Annotated in this window: 19 protein-coding genes; 16 read left to right on the forward strand and 3 right to left on the reverse strand. The window is 59.4% G+C overall.

Going from position 1 to position 16,943, the window contains the following annotated elements; translation table 11 throughout:
- Positions 1-8 precede the first annotated feature (8 nt).
- The 3 genes from groL to RI101_03960 all read right to left on the reverse strand — a co-directional run bounded on the left by groL (position 9) and on the right by RI101_03960 (position 3,263).
- Entirely contained in the window at positions 9-1,646 is a 1,638-nt protein-coding gene (gene groL, locus RI101_03950; protein ID MEC4889192.1) for a chaperonin GroEL, read from the reverse strand.
- Positions 1,647-1,687: 41 nt separating this feature from the next.
- Positions 1,688-1,987: a co-chaperone GroES gene (locus RI101_03955; GenBank protein MEC4889193.1), complete on the reverse strand. Its 300-nt coding sequence runs from the start codon at positions 1,985-1,987 to the stop codon at positions 1,688-1,690.
- 271 nt (positions 1,988-2,258) lie between these two features.
- The gene (locus tag RI101_03960; protein ID MEC4889194.1) at positions 2,259-3,263 is read right to left on the reverse strand and encodes an RNA polymerase factor sigma-32; all 1,005 of its coding nucleotides are present in this window, start codon (positions 3,261-3,263) and stop codon (positions 2,259-2,261) included.
- Positions 3,264-3,393: 130 nt separating this feature from the next.
- Here RI101_03960 and RI101_03965 point away from each other — a divergent pair, with 130 nt between their 5' ends.
- The 16 genes from RI101_03965 to RI101_04040 all read left to right on the forward strand — a co-directional run bounded on the left by RI101_03965 (position 3,394) and on the right by RI101_04040 (position 16,902).
- Positions 3,394-4,590, forward strand: a complete 1,197-nt coding sequence (locus RI101_03965; GenBank protein ID MEC4889195.1) for an MFS transporter — start codon at positions 3,394-3,396, stop codon at positions 4,588-4,590.
- Between the two features lie 114 nt (positions 4,591-4,704).
- Positions 4,705-5,913, forward strand: a complete 1,209-nt coding sequence (locus RI101_03970; protein ID MEC4889196.1) for a bifunctional 3,4-dihydroxy-2-butanone-4-phosphate synthase/GTP cyclohydrolase II — start codon at positions 4,705-4,707, stop codon at positions 5,911-5,913.
- Positions 5,914-5,927: 14 nt separating this feature from the next.
- A complete protein-coding gene (locus RI101_03975) occupies positions 5,928-6,341 on the forward strand; it encodes a hypothetical protein (protein ID MEC4889197.1) in 414 nt (137 codons plus the stop codon).
- The gene (gene ribH / locus RI101_03980; protein MEC4889198.1) at positions 6,338-6,874 is read left to right on the forward strand and encodes a 6,7-dimethyl-8-ribityllumazine synthase; all 537 of its coding nucleotides are present in this window, start codon (positions 6,338-6,340) and stop codon (positions 6,872-6,874) included. Before RI101_03975 ends, ribH begins: the two co-directional genes overlap by 4 nt.
- A 2-nt stretch (positions 6,875-6,876) precedes the next feature.
- Entirely contained in the window at positions 6,877-7,329 is a 453-nt protein-coding gene (gene nusB, locus RI101_03985) for a transcription antitermination factor NusB (GenBank protein ID MEC4889199.1), read from the forward strand.
- A gap of 146 nt (positions 7,330-7,475) precedes the next feature.
- On the forward strand, positions 7,476-8,813 hold the full coding sequence (gene purB / locus RI101_03990; GenBank protein ID MEC4889200.1) for an adenylosuccinate lyase: 1,338 nt from the start codon (positions 7,476-7,478) through the stop codon (positions 8,811-8,813).
- Entirely contained in the window at positions 8,810-9,601 is a 792-nt protein-coding gene (locus tag RI101_03995) for a chlorite dismutase family protein (GenBank protein ID MEC4889201.1), read from the forward strand. The genes purB and RI101_03995 overlap by 4 nt, the downstream gene beginning before the upstream one ends.
- Positions 9,602-9,624: 23 nt before the next feature.
- Positions 9,625-10,329, forward strand: a complete 705-nt coding sequence (locus tag RI101_04000) for a phosphoribosylaminoimidazolesuccinocarboxamide synthase (GenBank protein MEC4889202.1) — start codon at positions 9,625-9,627, stop codon at positions 10,327-10,329.
- Between the two features lie 153 nt (positions 10,330-10,482).
- A complete protein-coding gene (locus RI101_04005) occupies positions 10,483-10,701 on the forward strand; it encodes a hypothetical protein (protein MEC4889203.1) in 219 nt (72 codons plus the stop codon).
- A 159-nt stretch (positions 10,702-10,860) separates the two neighbouring features.
- Positions 10,861-11,103: a phosphoribosylformylglycinamidine synthase subunit PurS gene (gene purS / locus RI101_04010; protein MEC4889204.1), complete on the forward strand. Its 243-nt coding sequence runs from the start codon at positions 10,861-10,863 to the stop codon at positions 11,101-11,103.
- Positions 11,104-11,129: 26 nt separating this feature from the next.
- Positions 11,130-11,828 carry a phosphoribosylformylglycinamidine synthase subunit PurQ gene (gene purQ / locus RI101_04015; protein MEC4889205.1) on the forward strand — a complete coding sequence of 233 codons (699 nt, stop codon included), beginning with the start codon at positions 11,130-11,132 and terminating at the stop codon, positions 11,826-11,828.
- Positions 11,829-11,858: 30 nt separating this feature from the next.
- Complete coding sequence (gene purL / locus RI101_04020; protein MEC4889206.1) at positions 11,859-14,099, forward strand: phosphoribosylformylglycinamidine synthase subunit PurL; 2,241 nt, start codon at positions 11,859-11,861, stop codon at positions 14,097-14,099.
- 24 nt (positions 14,100-14,123) lie between these two features.
- Positions 14,124-15,554: an amidophosphoribosyltransferase gene (purF, locus tag RI101_04025; protein MEC4889207.1), complete on the forward strand. Its 1,431-nt coding sequence runs from the start codon at positions 14,124-14,126 to the stop codon at positions 15,552-15,554.
- 50 nt (positions 15,555-15,604) lie between these two features.
- Positions 15,605-15,925, forward strand: coding sequence for a PilZ domain-containing protein (locus tag RI101_04030; GenBank protein ID MEC4889208.1), 321 nt, complete (start codon positions 15,605-15,607; stop codon positions 15,923-15,925).
- 137 nt (positions 15,926-16,062) lie between these two features.
- A complete protein-coding gene (locus tag RI101_04035; GenBank protein ID MEC4889209.1) occupies positions 16,063-16,593 on the forward strand; it encodes a TlpA disulfide reductase family protein in 531 nt (176 codons plus the stop codon).
- A gap of 69 nt (positions 16,594-16,662) precedes the next feature.
- Entirely contained in the window at positions 16,663-16,902 is a 240-nt protein-coding gene (locus tag RI101_04040) for a hypothetical protein (protein MEC4889210.1), read from the forward strand.
- The last annotated feature ends 41 nt before the right edge of the window (positions 16,903-16,943 follow it).

The raw sequence follows: 16,943 nt of genomic DNA on the forward strand, positions 1-16,943 counted from the left end.
CGCTTCTCTTAGTACATCCCTTCCATGCCGTGGCTGTGGCCTGCGTGGCCGCCGGCGGCTTCCTTCTTCTCTTCGGGGATGTCGGTGATCATGACTTCGGTGGTGAGCATCAAGCCCGCCACGGAGGCCGCGTTCTGCAGGGCACAGCGCGACACCTTGGTCGGATCGATGATGCCGGCCTTGATCATGTCCACATATTCTTCCGTTGCCGCGTTGTAGCCTGAGCTGGCGTTCTTGTCATTGCGCACTTTCTCGACAATGACAGACCCTTCCATCCCGGCGTTCGCCGCGATCTGGCGGATCGGCTCTTCGAGCGCGCGGCGGATGATGTTCACACCCACCTGCTGCTCGGCCACCAGCTTGAGCGAACCCAGCGCATCGATGCAGCGGAGATACGCGGTTCCGCCGCCGGGGACGATGCCTTCTTCCACGGCCGCCTTGGTGGCGTGGAGGGCGTCTTCGACGCGGGCTTTCTTTTCCTTCATTTCGGTCTCGGTCGCGGCGCCGACGTTGATGACGGCCACACCGCCGACGATCTTGGCGAGGCGCTCCTGGAGCTTCTCGCGATCGTAGTCGGAGGTCGTCTCTTCGATCTGGGCCTTGATCTGCTTCACGCGGGCTTCGATCTTCTTCGGATCGCCGTAGCCTTCGACGATGGTGCTGTTGTCCTTGTCGATGGTCACGCGCTTGGCACGGCCGAGGTCCGTGAGCTTCACGTTCTCGAGCTTAATGCCGATGTCTTCCGAGATCACCTGGCCGCCGGTGAGGATCGCGATGTCCTCCAGCATGGCCTTGCGGCGATCGCCGAAGCCAGGGGCCTTCACGGCCGCCACGTTCAAGGTGCCGCGCAGCTTGTTGACCACGAGGGTCGCAAGGGCTTCGCCTTCCACTTCCTCGGCGATGATCACGAGGGGCTTGCCCATCTTCGCGACCTGCTCGAGGACCGGGAGGAGGTCCTTCATGCTGCTGACTTTCTTTTCATTGATGAGGATGAGCGGCTCTTCGACGGAACATTCCATCCGCTCGGCGTTGGTGACGAAGTAGGGGGAGATGTAGCCGCGATCGAACTGCATGCCCTCGACGACGTCCAGCGAGGTGGTCATCGACTTGGCTTCTTCGACCGTGATCACGCCATCCTTGCCGACCTTCTCCATCGCTTCCGCGATGAGGTCGCCGATGGTCTTGTCGTTGTTGGCTGAGATCGTCCCGACCTGGGAGATTTCGGTCTTGTTCTGGCAGGGCTTGCTGAGCTTCTTCAGCTCGCCGATCACGACTTCCACGGCCTTGTTGATGCCCCGTTGAATTTCCATCGGGTTGGCGCCGGCGGTGATGTTCTTCACGCCCTCGCGGAAGATCGCCTGGGCCAGCACGGTGGCGGTGGTGGTGCCGTCACCCGCGGTGTCGCTGGTCTTGCTGGCGACTTCGCGGACGAGCTGGGCGCCCATGTTTTCGTACGGGTTCTTGAGTTCGATTTCCTTGGCAACGGTCACGCCGTCCTTGGTGATGGTCGGGGCGCCGAACTTCTTGTCGAGAATGGCGTTCCGGCCCTTGGGGCCGAGGGTCGCCTTCACGGCATCCGCCAGCTGGTTAACGCCCTTGAGAATCGACGCGCGAGCCGCCTCGCTATACAGTAATTGCTTGGCCATGTAAGTCCTCCGTTAGTTCAGTCGTCGTCTTGTGAGTCAAATTAGTTGGTGAAGATGCCGAGGATGTCTTCTTCCTTGAGGATCAAGCAGTCGGTGTCCTCGATCCGGAGCTTGCTGCCGGAATACTTGTCGAACAGGACCTGGTCGCCGACCTTGACGTTCTCGACCTTGCTTCCGATGGCCTGCACCACGCCTCTCTGCGGCTTTTCCTTCGCGGAATCCGGCACATAGATGCCGCCGGCGGTCCGTTCCAGTTCTTCGGTGTAGGTAACGAACAGCCGATCTCCCAGGGGCTGGAAGCCCTTGGCGACGTTCTTCTTGTCCTGCGCTGCTGTGCTCATAACAAACCCTCCTCGTGCGATGAATAAACTTTGGTACACGTTGAAACGATGGAAAAGCGATTCACACTTGTCGGCTAGACTGTCGCTTTCTGCGCTCGCAGAGGAATACTCCCCCGCAACACAAGTGGAGAGATAGCCCGAGGCCGGTCCAAGTCAAGGGGGAGGAAAAGAAATTCTTTCTCAGGCCCGTCATGCTGGACAAGAGAATCATAACCTATTGAGTTTCAAGAATTCCACTCACCATTTGGGGGGGATTAGGGAGAGGAGAGGTTTAGGTTCTTAACCGGTCAAAATCCTTCACTTCTTTCTTGATGTATTCCCGCAACCGCTTGATGATACGGGCCTCCAGCTGGCGGGTCCGTTCTTTGGTAATGCCGTATTTTTCACCCAAATCGTCAAGCGTGAGCGGCGTTTCCGAGAGGAGCCGGTTGCGGAGAATGTCTTCTTCCCGCTCATCGAGGGTTTTGGCAAATTCGGCCAGTTTTTTCCTGAAGAGAACCCGGAGCTCATTGTCAGCGATGAGGTCGTCCACCCCCGACTGCTGGGAGGGCAGGATGTCCAGGAGGGTGCCATCCTGTTCCTCACCGATCGGTTGATCCAGCGACAGCTCCCAATTTCCCAGCCGTTGGTCCATCTCGATCACGTCGCGCTCGCGGACATTGAGCCGGTCGGCCAGGAGCTTCGTGTCGGGGGCGAACCCTTCCCGGGCCAGCTTCGCCTTTTCCTTCTTGAGGTTATAGAACAGCTTCCGCTGGTCCTGGGTGGTGCCGATTTTCACGAGGCGGAAGTTATTCAAGAGGTATCGGAGGATGTAGGCGCGCGACCACCAGGCGGCATAGGCGTAGAAACGGACGTTTTTCTTGGGGTCGAATTTCTTAATGGCCTGCATCAGGCCGACGTTGCCCTCCTGAATCAGGTCCATGTGATCGGCGCCGGTATGGAGATATTCGGAGGCGATGGCCACGGACACGCGCAGGTTGGCCATGATGAGTTTGACGGCGGCTTCACGGCTGCCCTGCACCTGATACTCGTGAAAGAGCCGGAGCTCTTCTTCTTTCGAGAGATAGGGGTAGCGGCGGACTTCGGCCAGATATTGCTGCAGGGTGGTGACCGGGACGACGGCATGTTCGTCGGCCGGCTGGCGTCCGTCTGACGCAGGAATATCCACAACGACCGGTGCCGCCTCTGCCTCGATGACCTCGTCGTCTGACGGATCGAGGATTTCCGGCTCCAAGGCGTCGTCGGGCTCGTGTTCTGCTGGGGCTCTGCCACTCATAGAAGGCTGACTATAACAGAAGCTCTTTAATGGACAAAGGTCGGCGGGGGAGATTGTTTTCGGGGCTGGTTCCCTTGCGCCCATGAAAGCGGCTCACCTATAGTGAGAAGTTCATGTCGGAGGCTGGTTTGTGTCTGATATCTGGCAGATTCTGAAAAATGGCCACTGGCCCACGCTGGTGGGAGCCTGGTTGCATTTGACCGTGAGTTTCATGGTGTGGCTCTTGATCGGCGCCTTGAGCCTGCCGTTGGCGGCAGCGTTGCACCTGACCGAGACCGATCTGGCTCTGCTGGTCGCGCTGCCATTGCTGGGCGGGGCCATCTTGCGTGTGTGGGGCGGGTGGAGTTGCGATTGGTTTGGCGCTAAGAAGACGGCGGTGATGATCCTGCTGGGAGAGGGGGCCGTCTTATTGTGGGGCTGGCTTGCCGACCCGTCCCTGGCCGGTCTTTGGTGTCTGGCTCTCTTGTTGGGGCTGGGCGGCGCGAGTTTTGCGGTGGCGTTGCCGCTGGCCGGGCAAGCCTATCCGCCGTCCTCGCAGGGCCTGGTACTGGGGCTGGCGGCTTCCGGCAACATCGGCACCGTGCTGGTATTCTTTCTCGCGCCGCGATGGGCCGAGCAGCTGGGATGGCAGCAGGTGTTTGGCGTCATGGCGGGCGTGGTGGCGGCCACGCTTGGCTTGTTCATGATCCTGGTGCGAGATGGAAGGCCGGGAGACCGGCATCGCCGGGATGTCGAATGGTGGCATCATGCTGCCGGGTTGATTCGGGAACGGTCGGCCTATTGGCTCTGTTTTCTCTATGCGATCACGTTTGGCGGCTTTGTCGGGTTGTGCAGCCTCTTGCCGTCGCTGCTCCATGAGACCTATCAATTTGACGCCGTGACCGCAGGATCGACCGCCGCGCTCTGCGGCTTGGTTGGCAGCGTCATCCGCCCATTGGGAGGTTACGTTGCCGACCGGCAGGGCGGAGTGCGGACGCTCTATATCGTGTTTCCGCTCATCGTCGGGACGGTGGTGGCGGTGACCAGTCCCTCTCAAATCATGGCGATAACGATGATGATCGTCACCATCGGAGCCATGGGATTCGGCAATGGCGTCGTGTTTCAGATGGTGGCTGAGTGGTTCCCGAAGCAAATCGGGCTGGCTTCCGGGATCATCGGGGCGGTCGGAGGGCTTGGCGGCTTTCTCTTCCCCTTGGGCGTGGGAGGGCTGAAAAGCCTGACGGGAAGCTACGACTTGGGGCTGTGGTTCTTTGCCGGGCTGGGGGTCTGCGCCTGGGGCACCGTCTTCATCAGCCTGCGAGCCGGGGGATTCACCCGCTCGGCGTGAGGCCGGTTCCCCGGTTCAAAAATAGGGGTAAAAAAACAATGTTAAATGGTCGATGTTCAATGATAAATTGACCGTTCAAGACACGGGCATCCCTGAACCTTCAGATTGGAATTTATGGCGAGTCCATTCAACAGCATTCAAGACGCGCTCAAAGACATCCGGAAGGGCAAGTGCATCATTCTCGTCGATGATGAAGATCGCGAGAATGAAGGCGATCTGGTCATTGCCGCCGAAAAAGTCACCCCGCAAATGGTCAATTTCATGGCCAAGCATGCGCGGGGGCTAATCTGCCTGGCCTTAACCCCCGAGCGGGTTGAAGAGCTGCAACTTCCGCCGCAGGCCATTGAGAATACGGCGACCTTCGGCACGGCCTTCACCGTATCGGTCGATGCGCGAAAAGGGATTACGACGGGCATCTCGGCCGCCGATCGTGCGATCACCATTCAAGTGGCGGTCGATCCAAAGTCAAAGCCGAGCGACTTGGCAAGGCCGGGACATATTTTCCCGCTCAAGGCGCAACAAGGCGGGGTGCTCAGGCGTGCGGGGCAGACGGAAGGGTCCGTCGATTTGGCCCGGCTGGCGGGGCTGCAACCGGCCGGTGTCATCTGCGAGATCATGAACGAAGACGGGACGATGGCGCGCGTGCCGGAGCTGGCCAAGTTCGCCAAGCTGCATAAGCTGAAGATGGTGACGATCAAGGCGCTCATCGAATATCGCATGCAGCGGGAGACGTTTGTGAAGCGCGCCGCTACCGCGCGCATGCCCACGATTTTTGGCGATTTCGAAGCCGTGGCGTTTGAGAATGAAGTCGATGGCGCGACGCACATCGCGCTTGTCAAAGGCAAGGTGGATACCGGAGAGCCCACGCTGGTGCGGGTCCACTCGGGCTGCCTGACGGCGGACGCGCTCGGCTCGCTTCGGTGCGATTGCCGGGATCAGCTGCATCGCGCCATGAAGATCATCGAGGCCGAAGGCCGCGGCGTGCTGCTCTATCTGAATCAAGAAGGGCGCGGCATCGGCCTGCTCAATAAGCTGAAGGCGTATGGATTTCAGGACGAAGGCAGCGACACGGTGGAGGCCAATCTCAAGCTGGGGTTCAAGGCCGACTTGCGGGATTACGGGGTCGGGGCGCAGATCCTGGTGAATCTGGGATTGCACGAGATCAAGCTCATCACCAACAATCCGCGCAAGATCGTCGGCATCGAAGGTTACGGGTTGAAAGTCGTCGAGCGGGTGTCGATCGAGATTGCGCCCCGCGCGGCGAACGTGCGGTACTTGCGCACGAAGAAAAATAAGATGGGGCATTTGCTCAAGAAAGTGTAGAGAGGATTTCAGGGGTGGGACGCGAGTCGCTGATTGCGCGGTGGTTAATCGGAGTGCTGGTGTATTTCACTGCCTTCGTCATCGTACTGGATGTGTTTTTGTCAGGCGCAGATTTTTCCCTGATTCTTCAAGGGGCGGTCCTGTTCTCTTTGCTTGTCAGCACGGTTTGCGTTCTCCTGATGTGGAAGCACAAGACTCGGTCGCTTCCTTATTACGATGCGATATTTGCCGCTGGAATTGCCGGGCTTCTTTTGATCGGAGCCATGCCGTCGGATGGAGGGAGTAGTGGCAGTTGGTCTGTCGCTTCTCTGATGCTGCTCGCTTTGAGTGTTCTGGCGGGTGTCGCAGGGCGATGGGGGTATGCGGCACTGATGGGTTTGGTGCGGGGGGCCATACGGAGGCTGTCCCCGCAGAATGGTGGTGCATGAAGCTTCGCAAGGGTTCTCAGGATGCGACGGGGTTGCGGTTCGGGATCGTCGTCGCAAAGTTCAATAAATTTGTCACGAGCAAGCTGCTGTCGTCTTGCATCGAAGGGCTCTCCGCGCACGGAGCGAAGGCCGAGGCGATCGATGTGGTGCGGGTGCCGGGGGCCTTCGAGATTCCGATGGTCGCGCGGCTGCTCGCCAAGTCCGGGCGGTTCGACGCGGTGATTTGTCTGGGCGCCGTCATTCGCGGGGATACGCCGCATTTCGACTACATCAGCGCGGAAGCCAGCCGGGGCATCGGTCAGGCCATGCTCGATACCGACATTCCCATGATTTTCGGGGTGCTCACGACGGACACGGTGGCGCAAGCCATCGAGCGAGCCGATCCGGCCAAATTCAATCGGGGCGGCGAGGCGGCGAAGTCGGCCATTGAGATGGCGACGGTGGTGAAGCAGCTCAAGACACTGGCGCCCGATCCGGTCCCGGTGAAGCCGAAGCCGCGCGCCAAGCGGATCGTGCGAAAGCGTGGTCGCTAGCGATGGGATCGCGCCATGAAGCACGCGAGCGCGCGTTGCAGATCTTGTTTCAGTACGACATCCATGGAAAGAAGGGGCTCTGGCTCGATGAGTTCTGGAAGCCGCTGGAATCGGATGAAGAGACGAAAGCCTTTGCCGAGCGGCTGGTCGCAGGGGTGCTGGAGAAAAAGCGGGACCTTGATGCGCTGATGGGGCACTACGCGACGAACTGGAAAGTGAGCCGCATGCCGATCGTGGACCGCAACATTCTCCGTGCGGGGCTCTACGAGCTGTTTTGGATGGATGACGTGCCGGCGAAGGTGACGCTGGATGAATCCGTCGAGCTGGCCAAGAGTTTCGGCGACGATGAGGCCTCGAAGTTTGTGAACGGCATTCTGGACAAGGTGCTGGCGACCGAACCGAAGCTGGAGCTGAAGCGCAAGACGCCGGACAAGCCGGTGTGGAAGCGAACCTGAGATTTTTGTGAGGCTGCTCAAAATGGCCTTCAGCAAGGCCGAAGGGAGTGTAGGGCCCGAGGCGTACAGAAAAAGTACGTTGAGGGACACACGCAACCGAGAACGAAGCTGTAGGGCATTTCAGCAGCCGACTAGGAGAGTCGAACGTGATTGAGCGATATACCCGTCCCCAGATGAAGGCCATTTGGGACCTGAAGCATAAGTACGAAATCTGGTTGGAAGTGGAATTACAGGCGTGCGCCGCGTTCGAGAAGGCCGGACAGGCGCCGCGCGGCACCGCCGCGAAGATCCGCAAGAAAGCCAGGATTAACGTGGAGCGGATTGCCGAGATCGAGAAGGTCACGAAGCACGACATCATCGCCTTCCTTGAATCCTTGATGGACACGGTGGGGCCGGAGCACCGCTTTCTGCACATGGGGCTGACATCGTCGGACATCGTCGATACGTCGCTGGCGGTGCAGATGACGGAGGCGCTCGATCTGATCCTCGAAGGGCTCGATGGGTTGCTCGCGGTGCTGAAGAAGCAGGCGCTGCGCCACAAGATGACGGTGATGGTGGGCCGCTCGCATGGCATTCACGGGGAGCCGATCTCGTTCGGGTTCAAGCTGGCGATCTGGTACGAAGAGTTCTGCCGGCATCGGAACCGGCTCACGGCGGTGCGGCAGGAAATCGCCGTCGGCAAGCTGTCCGGCGCGATGGGCACGTTTGCGCATCAGGGGCCGGAAGTCGAAGAGTATGTCTGTCGGCAGATGGGGCTAACGCCAGATCCGGTGTCCAATCAAGTCGTCCAGCGGGACCGGCATGCGGCCTATGCCACGGCACTGGCGCTGCTGGCGGCGAGCATCGAAAAAATCGCGGTCGAGGTTCGGCATCTCCAGCGGACCGAAGTGCTGGAGGCGGAGGAGTTTTTCTCTGCGGGGCAAAAGGGCTCGTCGGCCATGCCGCACAAGCGGAATCCGATCGTGTCGGAGAACCTCTGCGGCCTCGCGCGCATCGTCCGGGCGAACAGCCTGGCGGCGATGGAAAACGTCGCCCTCTGGCACGAGCGGGACATCAGCCATTCCTCCGTCGAGCGGGTCATCATGCCGGACAGCACGATTCTCGTCGACTATATGCTGGCGAAGGCGACCGATCTGATGAAGGATCTGATCGTCTATCCCAAGAACATGCAGCGCAACCTCGATTTGACCGGCGGTCTGGTCTATTCGCAGCGGCTCTTGCTGACGCTGGTCGAAAAAGGCGCGCAGCGCAAAGAGTCCTATGAAGCCGTGCAGCGGAATGCGATGGCCTCCTGGAAGGGCGCCGGTGGGCTGCAAGATTTGGTGAGCCAGGATCCCTTCATCTCGCAGCATCTCAAGAAGAGCGAGATCGCCGCCTGCTTCGATCCGACCTATTATCTGCGGCATCTGGACCAGATTTACCGCCGGGTATTTTCCGGCCGCGCGGCCAACGCCGCGCGTGGCAGGAAACGAGGAGGACGATGATGCATATCTGGCGTGGGCTCATGATGGCCTGTGTCCTTGTCGCGCTCGGCTGCGTGACGGCGCTGCCGGCTCCTGCCGCCGATCGCGACAAGCTGTTGAGCGAGCCGGGCGTCTATGGCACCTTTGCCGCGTTCCGGTTCGATGCCGAGTGGGGGAAGCTGGATCAGGCGACGCGGATCGCGCATTTGACCTCGTTTCGAGGGGTGGTCGAGCAGCATCGCGAGAAGCTGGCCATCGATACCTACCTGCTGCGGGGCTTGTCCGACCACGCCGACTTTTTGCTGCGCGTGCATGCGGCGGAATTGAAAGATACCCAACAGTTCCTGGTGGATCTCCAGAACAGCGTCTTCGGCAAGTATGTGACGAGTGTGGTGGTGTTCAACGGGCTGACGAAGAAGGCGAATTATGTGCCGGGTTTTTCCGAGCAGCTGAAGTCGGATCTCAAGGCGCCCAGCGAGTCCGGCCCCTATGCCATCGTGATTCCGATCCGCAAGGATGGCGAGTGGTGGTCGCTGCCGCAAGAGAAGCGCGCCGCGATGATGCTGGAGCATACCGAAGCGGCCTTGCCGTACCACAAGACGGTCAAGCGCAAGCTCTACCATGCGACCGGTCTCGACGACTTCGATTTCATCACCTATTTTGAGACGGCCAAGCTGGACGATTTTCATGCGCTGGTCTTGGCCTTGAATAAAGTCAAAGAAGCCAAGCACAACCGGCGGGTGGGGAACCCGACGCTGGTGGGCACAGTGCGGTCGCTGGATCAGTTGATCGAAGTGCTGGCGCAATAGCGCCTGAATCGCGGGAGAGACATATGACAACCGGAACATTGCTCTACGAAGGCAAGGCCAAGAAGATTTTTACCGCCGAACGGGCGGACGAGGTGGTGCAGTATTTCAAGGACGATGCGACGGCCTTCAATGCGCAGAAGCGCGGCACCATCGTCGAGAAGGGGATCATCAACAATAAGATCTCCGAACGGCTCTTCCTCCTGCTCGAAGACGAAGGCATCCGGACGCATTTTGTGAAGCGTTTGAGCGACCGGGAAATGCTCACGAAGAAAGTCACCATCGTGCCGGTCGAGGTGGTGGTGCGGAACATTGTCGCCGGCAGCCTGGCGAAGCGGTTGGGGCTCAAAGAGGGCGATGCCATCGAGCCGGCCATTGTGGAGTTCTATTACAAGAATGACGCGCTCGGCGATCCGCTCGTGAATGACGACCATCTGCGTGTGATGAATATCGCCACGCCGGCGCTGCTCAAGGATCTCCGGGAGCTGGGGCACAAGGTGAATGCCGTCTTGAAGCCGTTCTTTGCCGACCGGCAGATGCAGTTGGTGGATTTCAAGTTAGAGTTCGGCGTTTTCCATAACAAGCTGGTATTGGCCGACGAAATTTCCCCGGACACCTGCCGACTTTGGGATGTGTCTACCGGCGAGTCGATGGACAAGGACCGGTTCCGCAAAGATATGGGCAAAATCGAAGAAGCGTATCAGGAAGTGTTGAAGAGGGTATGCGGGTGAGACGGGGTTGCTGCGCTTCTTGCTCGCGCCCCGCGCATCCGGGATTCAATTGGAAATGAGATTGCGGGCGATGCTCGGTGCATGCGCGCAGGAAAGCGCAGCAACCCCGTCTCACCTGCGAAGGGTAAGGGGAGAGAAAAGGGGAAAAGAGCTGTGAGACGCTTCGTGATGTTTGTGCGCGATAACGGCCCCATTATATCCTTGGGGATCGGGACGACGTGCGTGGCGGCCTTTGCGGTGCTGACGGAGTCTCTGCTGCATAAGGTGGGCTTCATTGCCTTGACCCTGTTGGGCGTGGGGCTGATCGCGGGCATTACCTGGGCTCGGAAGCACATGACGGAATTGTCGAAGCCGCCGGATACGGGAGCATAGGGGAGAGTGGAGCGGTGACGGGTACTGCCTGTGCTCGCTGCCCGCGCACGCAGGATCAATTGTAAGGGGACTCATGGAAGGTGCTCGGTCAATGCGCGCAATAGGCAGCACCCGCCACCGCTCCTTTGGGAAAGAGGACGAGAAGAAGAGGGGAACGGTATGAAAGCGAAGATTCATGTGACGTTGAAGCAGGGCATTTTGGATCCGCAGGGGAAGGCCATTGAGCATGCGCTGGATTCGCTGGGGTTCAAGAATACGGCGAATGTGCGGGTGGGCAAGTATATGGAAGTGGAGTTGAAGGAAACGGACAAGGCCAAGGCCGACGCGCAAGTGAAGCAAATGTGCGAGAAGCTGTTGGCAAACACGATTGTTGAAGAATATCGGTATGAACTCACGGCGTAAAAGGTGAGACGAAAAGGCCGCGGACTATGAATGTTGGAGTGCTCGTTTTCCCAGGCAGTAATTGCGATCACGATTGCCAGCACGTGTTTCAGCATGTGTTGGGGCAATCGGTGCAAATGATTTGGCACAAGGAGACCTCGCTCAAGGGGATCGATCTTGTGATCCTCCCCGGCGGGTTTTCCTATGGCGACTATCTTCGTACCGGCGCGATCGCGAGATTTTCGCCGGTCATGGGAGCGGTGAAGGCGTTTGCCAAGGACGGCGGCGCCGTCATCGGCATCTGCAACGGGTTTCAGATCCTCCTCGAAGCGGGGCTGCTTCCCGGCGCGATGCTGCGGAATAAGTCGCTCCATTTTATCTGCAAGGATGTGTATGTGAGGGTCGAGAATGCCGCCACGGCCTTTACGGAGGCCTGTCAGCCTGGCCAGGTCTTGAAGATTCCCGTCGCCCATGCCGACGGCAATTACTACACCGACCCGGTCACGCTGGCGGCTATGCAGGCGAACGCGCAAATCGTGTTCCGGTATTGCACGCCGGATGGCAAGGTCACGCCGGAGGCGAATCCGAACGGCTCGCTCGACAACATCGCCGGGATCATCAATCCGGAGGGCAATGTGCTGGGGATGATGCCGCATCCGGAGCGGTGCGCGGAAGATATTTTGGGGAATCAGGACGGGAAGCTGATCTTCCAATCATTGCTCAAGGCGATGAAGGTCAAAGCCTAAGCCTGTAATTGCCAATAGAGGAATCTCTCGATGTCGCTAGTTATCACGAAAGAGTTGATCGCCCAGCACAATCTCACTGACGACGAGTACAAGAAGATCGTCGAGATTTTAGGACGTGAGCCGAATTTGACGGAACTCGGCATGTTTTCCGTCATGTGGTCGGAGCATTGCTCCTATAAGTCGTCGCGCGTGCATTTGAAGAAGCTGCCCATGACCGGGCCGCGCGTTATTCAAGGCCCCGGTGAAAATGCCGGCGTGGTGGATATCGGTGACGGGCTCTGTGTGGTGTTCAAGATGGAGTCGCACAACCACCCCTCGTTTATCGAGCCCTATCAGGGGGCCGCGACGGGTGTGGGCGGAATCCTGCGCGATGTGTTTACGATGGGGGCGCGGCCGATCGCGCTGCTCGATTCGCTGCGGTTCGGTGGACTCGATACGGCGAAGAACCGCCATATTGTGAAGGGGGTCGTGGCAGGCATCGCCGGTTATGGCAACTGCATGGGCGTGCCGACGGTGGGCGGCGAGATCGTCTTCAACGATATCTATTCGCTCAATCCTCTGGTGAACGTGTTCTGCCTCGGCATTGCGCAGAAGGACAAGATTTTCCTCGGCACGGCCGCGGGCGTCGGCAATCCGGTGATCTATTTCGGCTCGAAGACAGGCCGCGACGGGATTCATGGCGCGACGATGGCGTCCGATTCGTTTGACGATACGTCCGAGCAGAAGCGGCCGACGGTGCAGGTGGGAGATCCGTTCCAGGAGAAACTGTTGCTGGAAGCCTGTCTTGAACTGATGGCGAACGATCTGCTCGTCGGGATTCAAGACATGGGCGCGGCCGGGCTGACCAGTTCGTCTTGCGAGATGGCCTCGCGCGCGGGGAACGGCATCGACCTGGATCTGACCCATGTGCCGCGCCGCGAGCCAGGCATGACGCCCTATGAGTTGATGCTCTCGGAGTCGCAAGAGCGCATGTTGATGGTGGCGAAGGCCGGCAAGGAAGAGGACTGTATCCGGATCTGCAAAAAGTGGGATTTGGACGTGGCGGTGGTCGGGAAGGTGACGGGGACCGGCATGCTGCGCGTACTGGACCAGGGCCAGGTGGTGGCGGACATTCCGGCCAAGTCGCTGGCGGATGACGGCCCGCGCTACGAGCGGCCCTATTCACCGCCGGCCTATCAGGACATGCTCACCAATCTCAATTACGACGTGATCCCGGACGTGAAGGATGCCAACGCGGCCTTGCTGGCGTTGCTGGAATCGCCGACCATTGCCAGCAAGCGCTGGGTCTATGAGCAATACGATCACATGGTGCGGACCAATACGATGGTGCGCCCGGGATCGGACGCGGCGGTGGTGCGCATCAAGGGCACGAATAAAGCCGTGGCGATGACGGTGGATTGCAACAGCCGCTATTGCCTGTTGCACCCCTACGAAGGGGCGCGGCTCGCGGTGGCGGAGGCGGCGAGGAATCTGGCCTGTTCCGGCGCGGAGCCGATCGGTCTCACGGATTGCCTCAATTTCGGCAATCCCGAACGGCCGGACATCATGTGGCAGTTTGTGCTGGCGATCGAAGGGATGAAGGACGCCTGCGAGCATTTCAAGATTCCCATCGTGAGCGGCAACGTGAGTTTTTACAACGAGACGAACGGGCTCTCGATCTATCCGACGCCGATGCTGGGCATGGTGGGGCTGATCGAGTCGGCCGAGAAGACGATGACGCAATGGTTCCGGGAGGATGGCGACGACATTCTGCTGCTTGGAACGACGCGGGAAGATTTGGGCGGATCGGAATATTTGAAAGTGCTGCACGCCCGTGAGCAGGGTTCTCCCCCCTATCTGAATCTGGACACGGAGCAGGCGGTACAGGCCTGTGTGTTACAATTGATCCGTTCCGGTCTGCTCCAGTCCGCGCACGATTGTTCGGACGGCGGATTGGCCGTGGCACTGGCCGAATGTTGTGTCTCGGGGCCCGGCCAGGCGCGCGGCGCCGGGGTCCGCCTGCCTCAAGGACGGCTGAGGAAGGATGCGCTGCTGTTCGGGGAGACGCAGTCGCGCGTTGTGATCTCGGCCAAGCCGGCTCAGCGGCAGGCTATTCTGGATTGCGCCAAGGGACTGGGCGTCCCGGCTGCGGTGATCGGCTCAGTGGGCGGGGTATCGCTGGCCATTCATGTGGGAGACGAACAGACGTCTGCCGCAACGATTGAGGTGCCCGTGGCGACGCTCGCGGATCGTTGGGGCTTTTCACTGGAACGGACGCTGAATCAAGCATAAGCTGTACCGAACATTGCGAGTATCATGACAAAAGAATTACCGCTCATCACGCCCGATAAGTTTCACGACGAATGCGCCGTCTTCGGCATCTATGGCCACGAAGAGTCGGCGAATCTGACCTATTTGGGTTTGTACGCGCTCCAACATCGCGGGCAGGAGGCCTCGGGCATCGTGTCCGGCGACGGGGAGCAGTTCTATGTCCAGAAGGGGATGGGGCTGGTCGCCGATATCTATCATAAGTCCGTTCTGGAGAAGCTGCCCGGGCATATGGCGATCGGCCATAATCGCTACTCCACCTCGGGCGGCAACGATTTGAAGAACGTGCAGCCCTTGATCGTCAACTTCGCCTTCGGGAACCTGGCGCTCGCGCATAACGGCAATTTGATCAATGCGCAGTTTCTGCGCAACGAACTGGAAGCTTACGGCGCGATCTTTCAATCCACCTCGGACACCGAAGTCATTATTCACCTGATCGCCCATTCGCGCGCGAGCACCTTTTTGGCGCGGGTGATGGATGCGCTCAACCAAGTGCGCGGCGCCTTCTCCATCGTGCTGATGACCGACAACGGGTTGATCGCCGTCCGTGATCCGCACGGGTTGCGGCCGCTCTGTCTCGGGCGAGTGCGGGGGAGCTGGGTCGTGGCCTCGGAGACTTGCGCCTTCGATTTGCTCGACGCCGAATACGTGCGGGAAATCGAGCCGGGTGAGTTGGTTGTAATCAGCGAACAGGGCATCGACAGCCACCGGCCTTTTCCCAAGGTCGATCCGGCCATGTGCGTGTTCGAGTATGTGTACTTCGCCCGGCCCGACAGCCGCATCTTCGGGGCCAACGCCGTCTATGCCACGCGCAAGGCGCTGGGTCGCCAGCTGGCGCAGGAATCGTGGGTGCCGGCCGATATCGTGATTCCGGTTCCTGACTCCGGTGTGCCGGCGGCACTCGGGTACAGCGAAGGCGGAGGCGTGCCGTTTGAGACCGGGCTGATTCGCAATCACTATGTCGGGCGGACGTTCATCGAGCCGGAGCAGTCGATCCGCCATTTCGGGGTGAAGGTGAAGTTGAACGCGGTGCCGGAAGTGCTGGAGGGCAAGCGCGTCGTCGTGGTGGACGATTCGCTGGTGCGCGGCACGACCAGCCGGAAGATCGTGAAGATGTTGCGGAACGCGGGCGCGAAAGAAGTGCATATGCGCATCAGTTCGCCGCCCATCGTGTCCCCCTGTTTTTACGGGATCGACACGCCGACGAAGAAAGAACTGATCGCCTCCAATCATTCGATCGAAGAAATCCGCAAATACATCACGGCGGATTCCTTGGCCTATCTCAGCCTGGACGGCATGCTCAAATCGGCGCCCGGCGTGCCGGGCCAGTATTGCAACGCCTGCTTCACGGAAAAGTATCCGATCGCCTTCACGCGCGCGGAAGAATTGCAGCTCGGGCTCTTTGAACCGTCGCACTGAGCACGGGGTCAGTGACGGAATATTGTCGGCCTCAAGGGAGGGCCAGTCGCATGCAGCCAAGAGGCCGGGATCGAATCGGCGTCGATTATCCTGTGACCGTGAGCGGAGAGCAGGGGAGCGGGGACGGCATCCTCAGCAATCTGACCATCACCGGCGGCGAGATCAATGGCCCGCTGAATGTCACGGTCGGCCAATCCCTCCGGATTCATATCCGTCTCACCGGCGCACGGAACCCGATCGACATCGCCGTTGCCGCGGTCCGCTGGAAGCAAGACTTTCGGTTCGGTGTCGAGTTCGTGCGGTTCGAGGGCAATGCCAAAGCCCAGCTTCAAGAGATGCTCAATCAGAGCGATAGCGCTTCCTCCTCCTGAATCCTCTTCCCGGCCCTGTTGCCCCTGAAAAAATTCGCATGCTAGGATGACCGCGGAAGTGCTGCGTGCGGAGTGCGGACGATCTGCCCGGCACTCATGCGCAAGGCGCGGCACGGCGAAGAAGGAAGGAGGCTTTGATGAAGCGAGTGCTATTCATACTCGGTGCTTTGCTGGCTCCGGCGTTGGCCGCGCAGCTGGTATTGGCGGCCGGATTGTTCAAGACCGGTGAAAAGGCCCCGTCGTTCACGCTCACGGCGATCACCGGTGAAACGGTGTCGCTGGATGCCTATAAAGGGAAAGTCGTGGTGCTTGGGCTCTTCCATATTTGCGATCCTTGCATGATGCAGGGCTCGACCCTTCAAAAAGTGTCCGAGATGACCAAAGGCAAAGAGGTCGCGGTCATCGGGGTTAATTCGTCCGGCAATTCCAAGAAAGATGTCGGGGAATTCTTGTCGGCGTTTCCGGTGAAGGTGACCTATCCCTACCTGCTCGATCCCGGGAAGGTGACGGATAAGCTCTATGGCGGCGGCAAGTTCATTCCGAATGTGTACGTCATCGATCAGCAAGGCATCATTCGCTGGCAACGGGTCGGCAATATGGACCTGGCTGGGGCCGATGTCATTACGGCAGAGGTGGAAAAGCTGTTGGCGGGTTCGTCAAAAATGTAGAGCTGACAGGCTGACAAGACGACAAGCTGACAGGAGATTTATGTCAGCCTGTGAGCGAAGGGGTGCTTCATGGATGAATTGGAAGCCGGCAAACAGACGTTTCTGGATCTGGTGAAGGGCGTGGATGGGGCTGTGCAGGTCGTCATTCCCGTGACTCCGTCGAACAGCATGTTTCTGATTTCGCTGACGAAAGGGCCGAATCGGAAGTTTATCACGGTGCCGGAAGACGACATTCTGGACCTCCCCAACGAAGCCGGCATTCTCGCCAAAGTGACGAAGACCGTCACCGATGCGGTCGCGGCGTTATAAACCGGCGCGATAAGCGAGCTATACGCGAAAGGCGTGAAACA

It is taken from the genome of Nitrospira sp. (genome assembly GCA_035968315.1).
GTDB lineage: Bacteria > Nitrospirota > Nitrospiria > Nitrospirales > Nitrospiraceae > Nitrospira_D.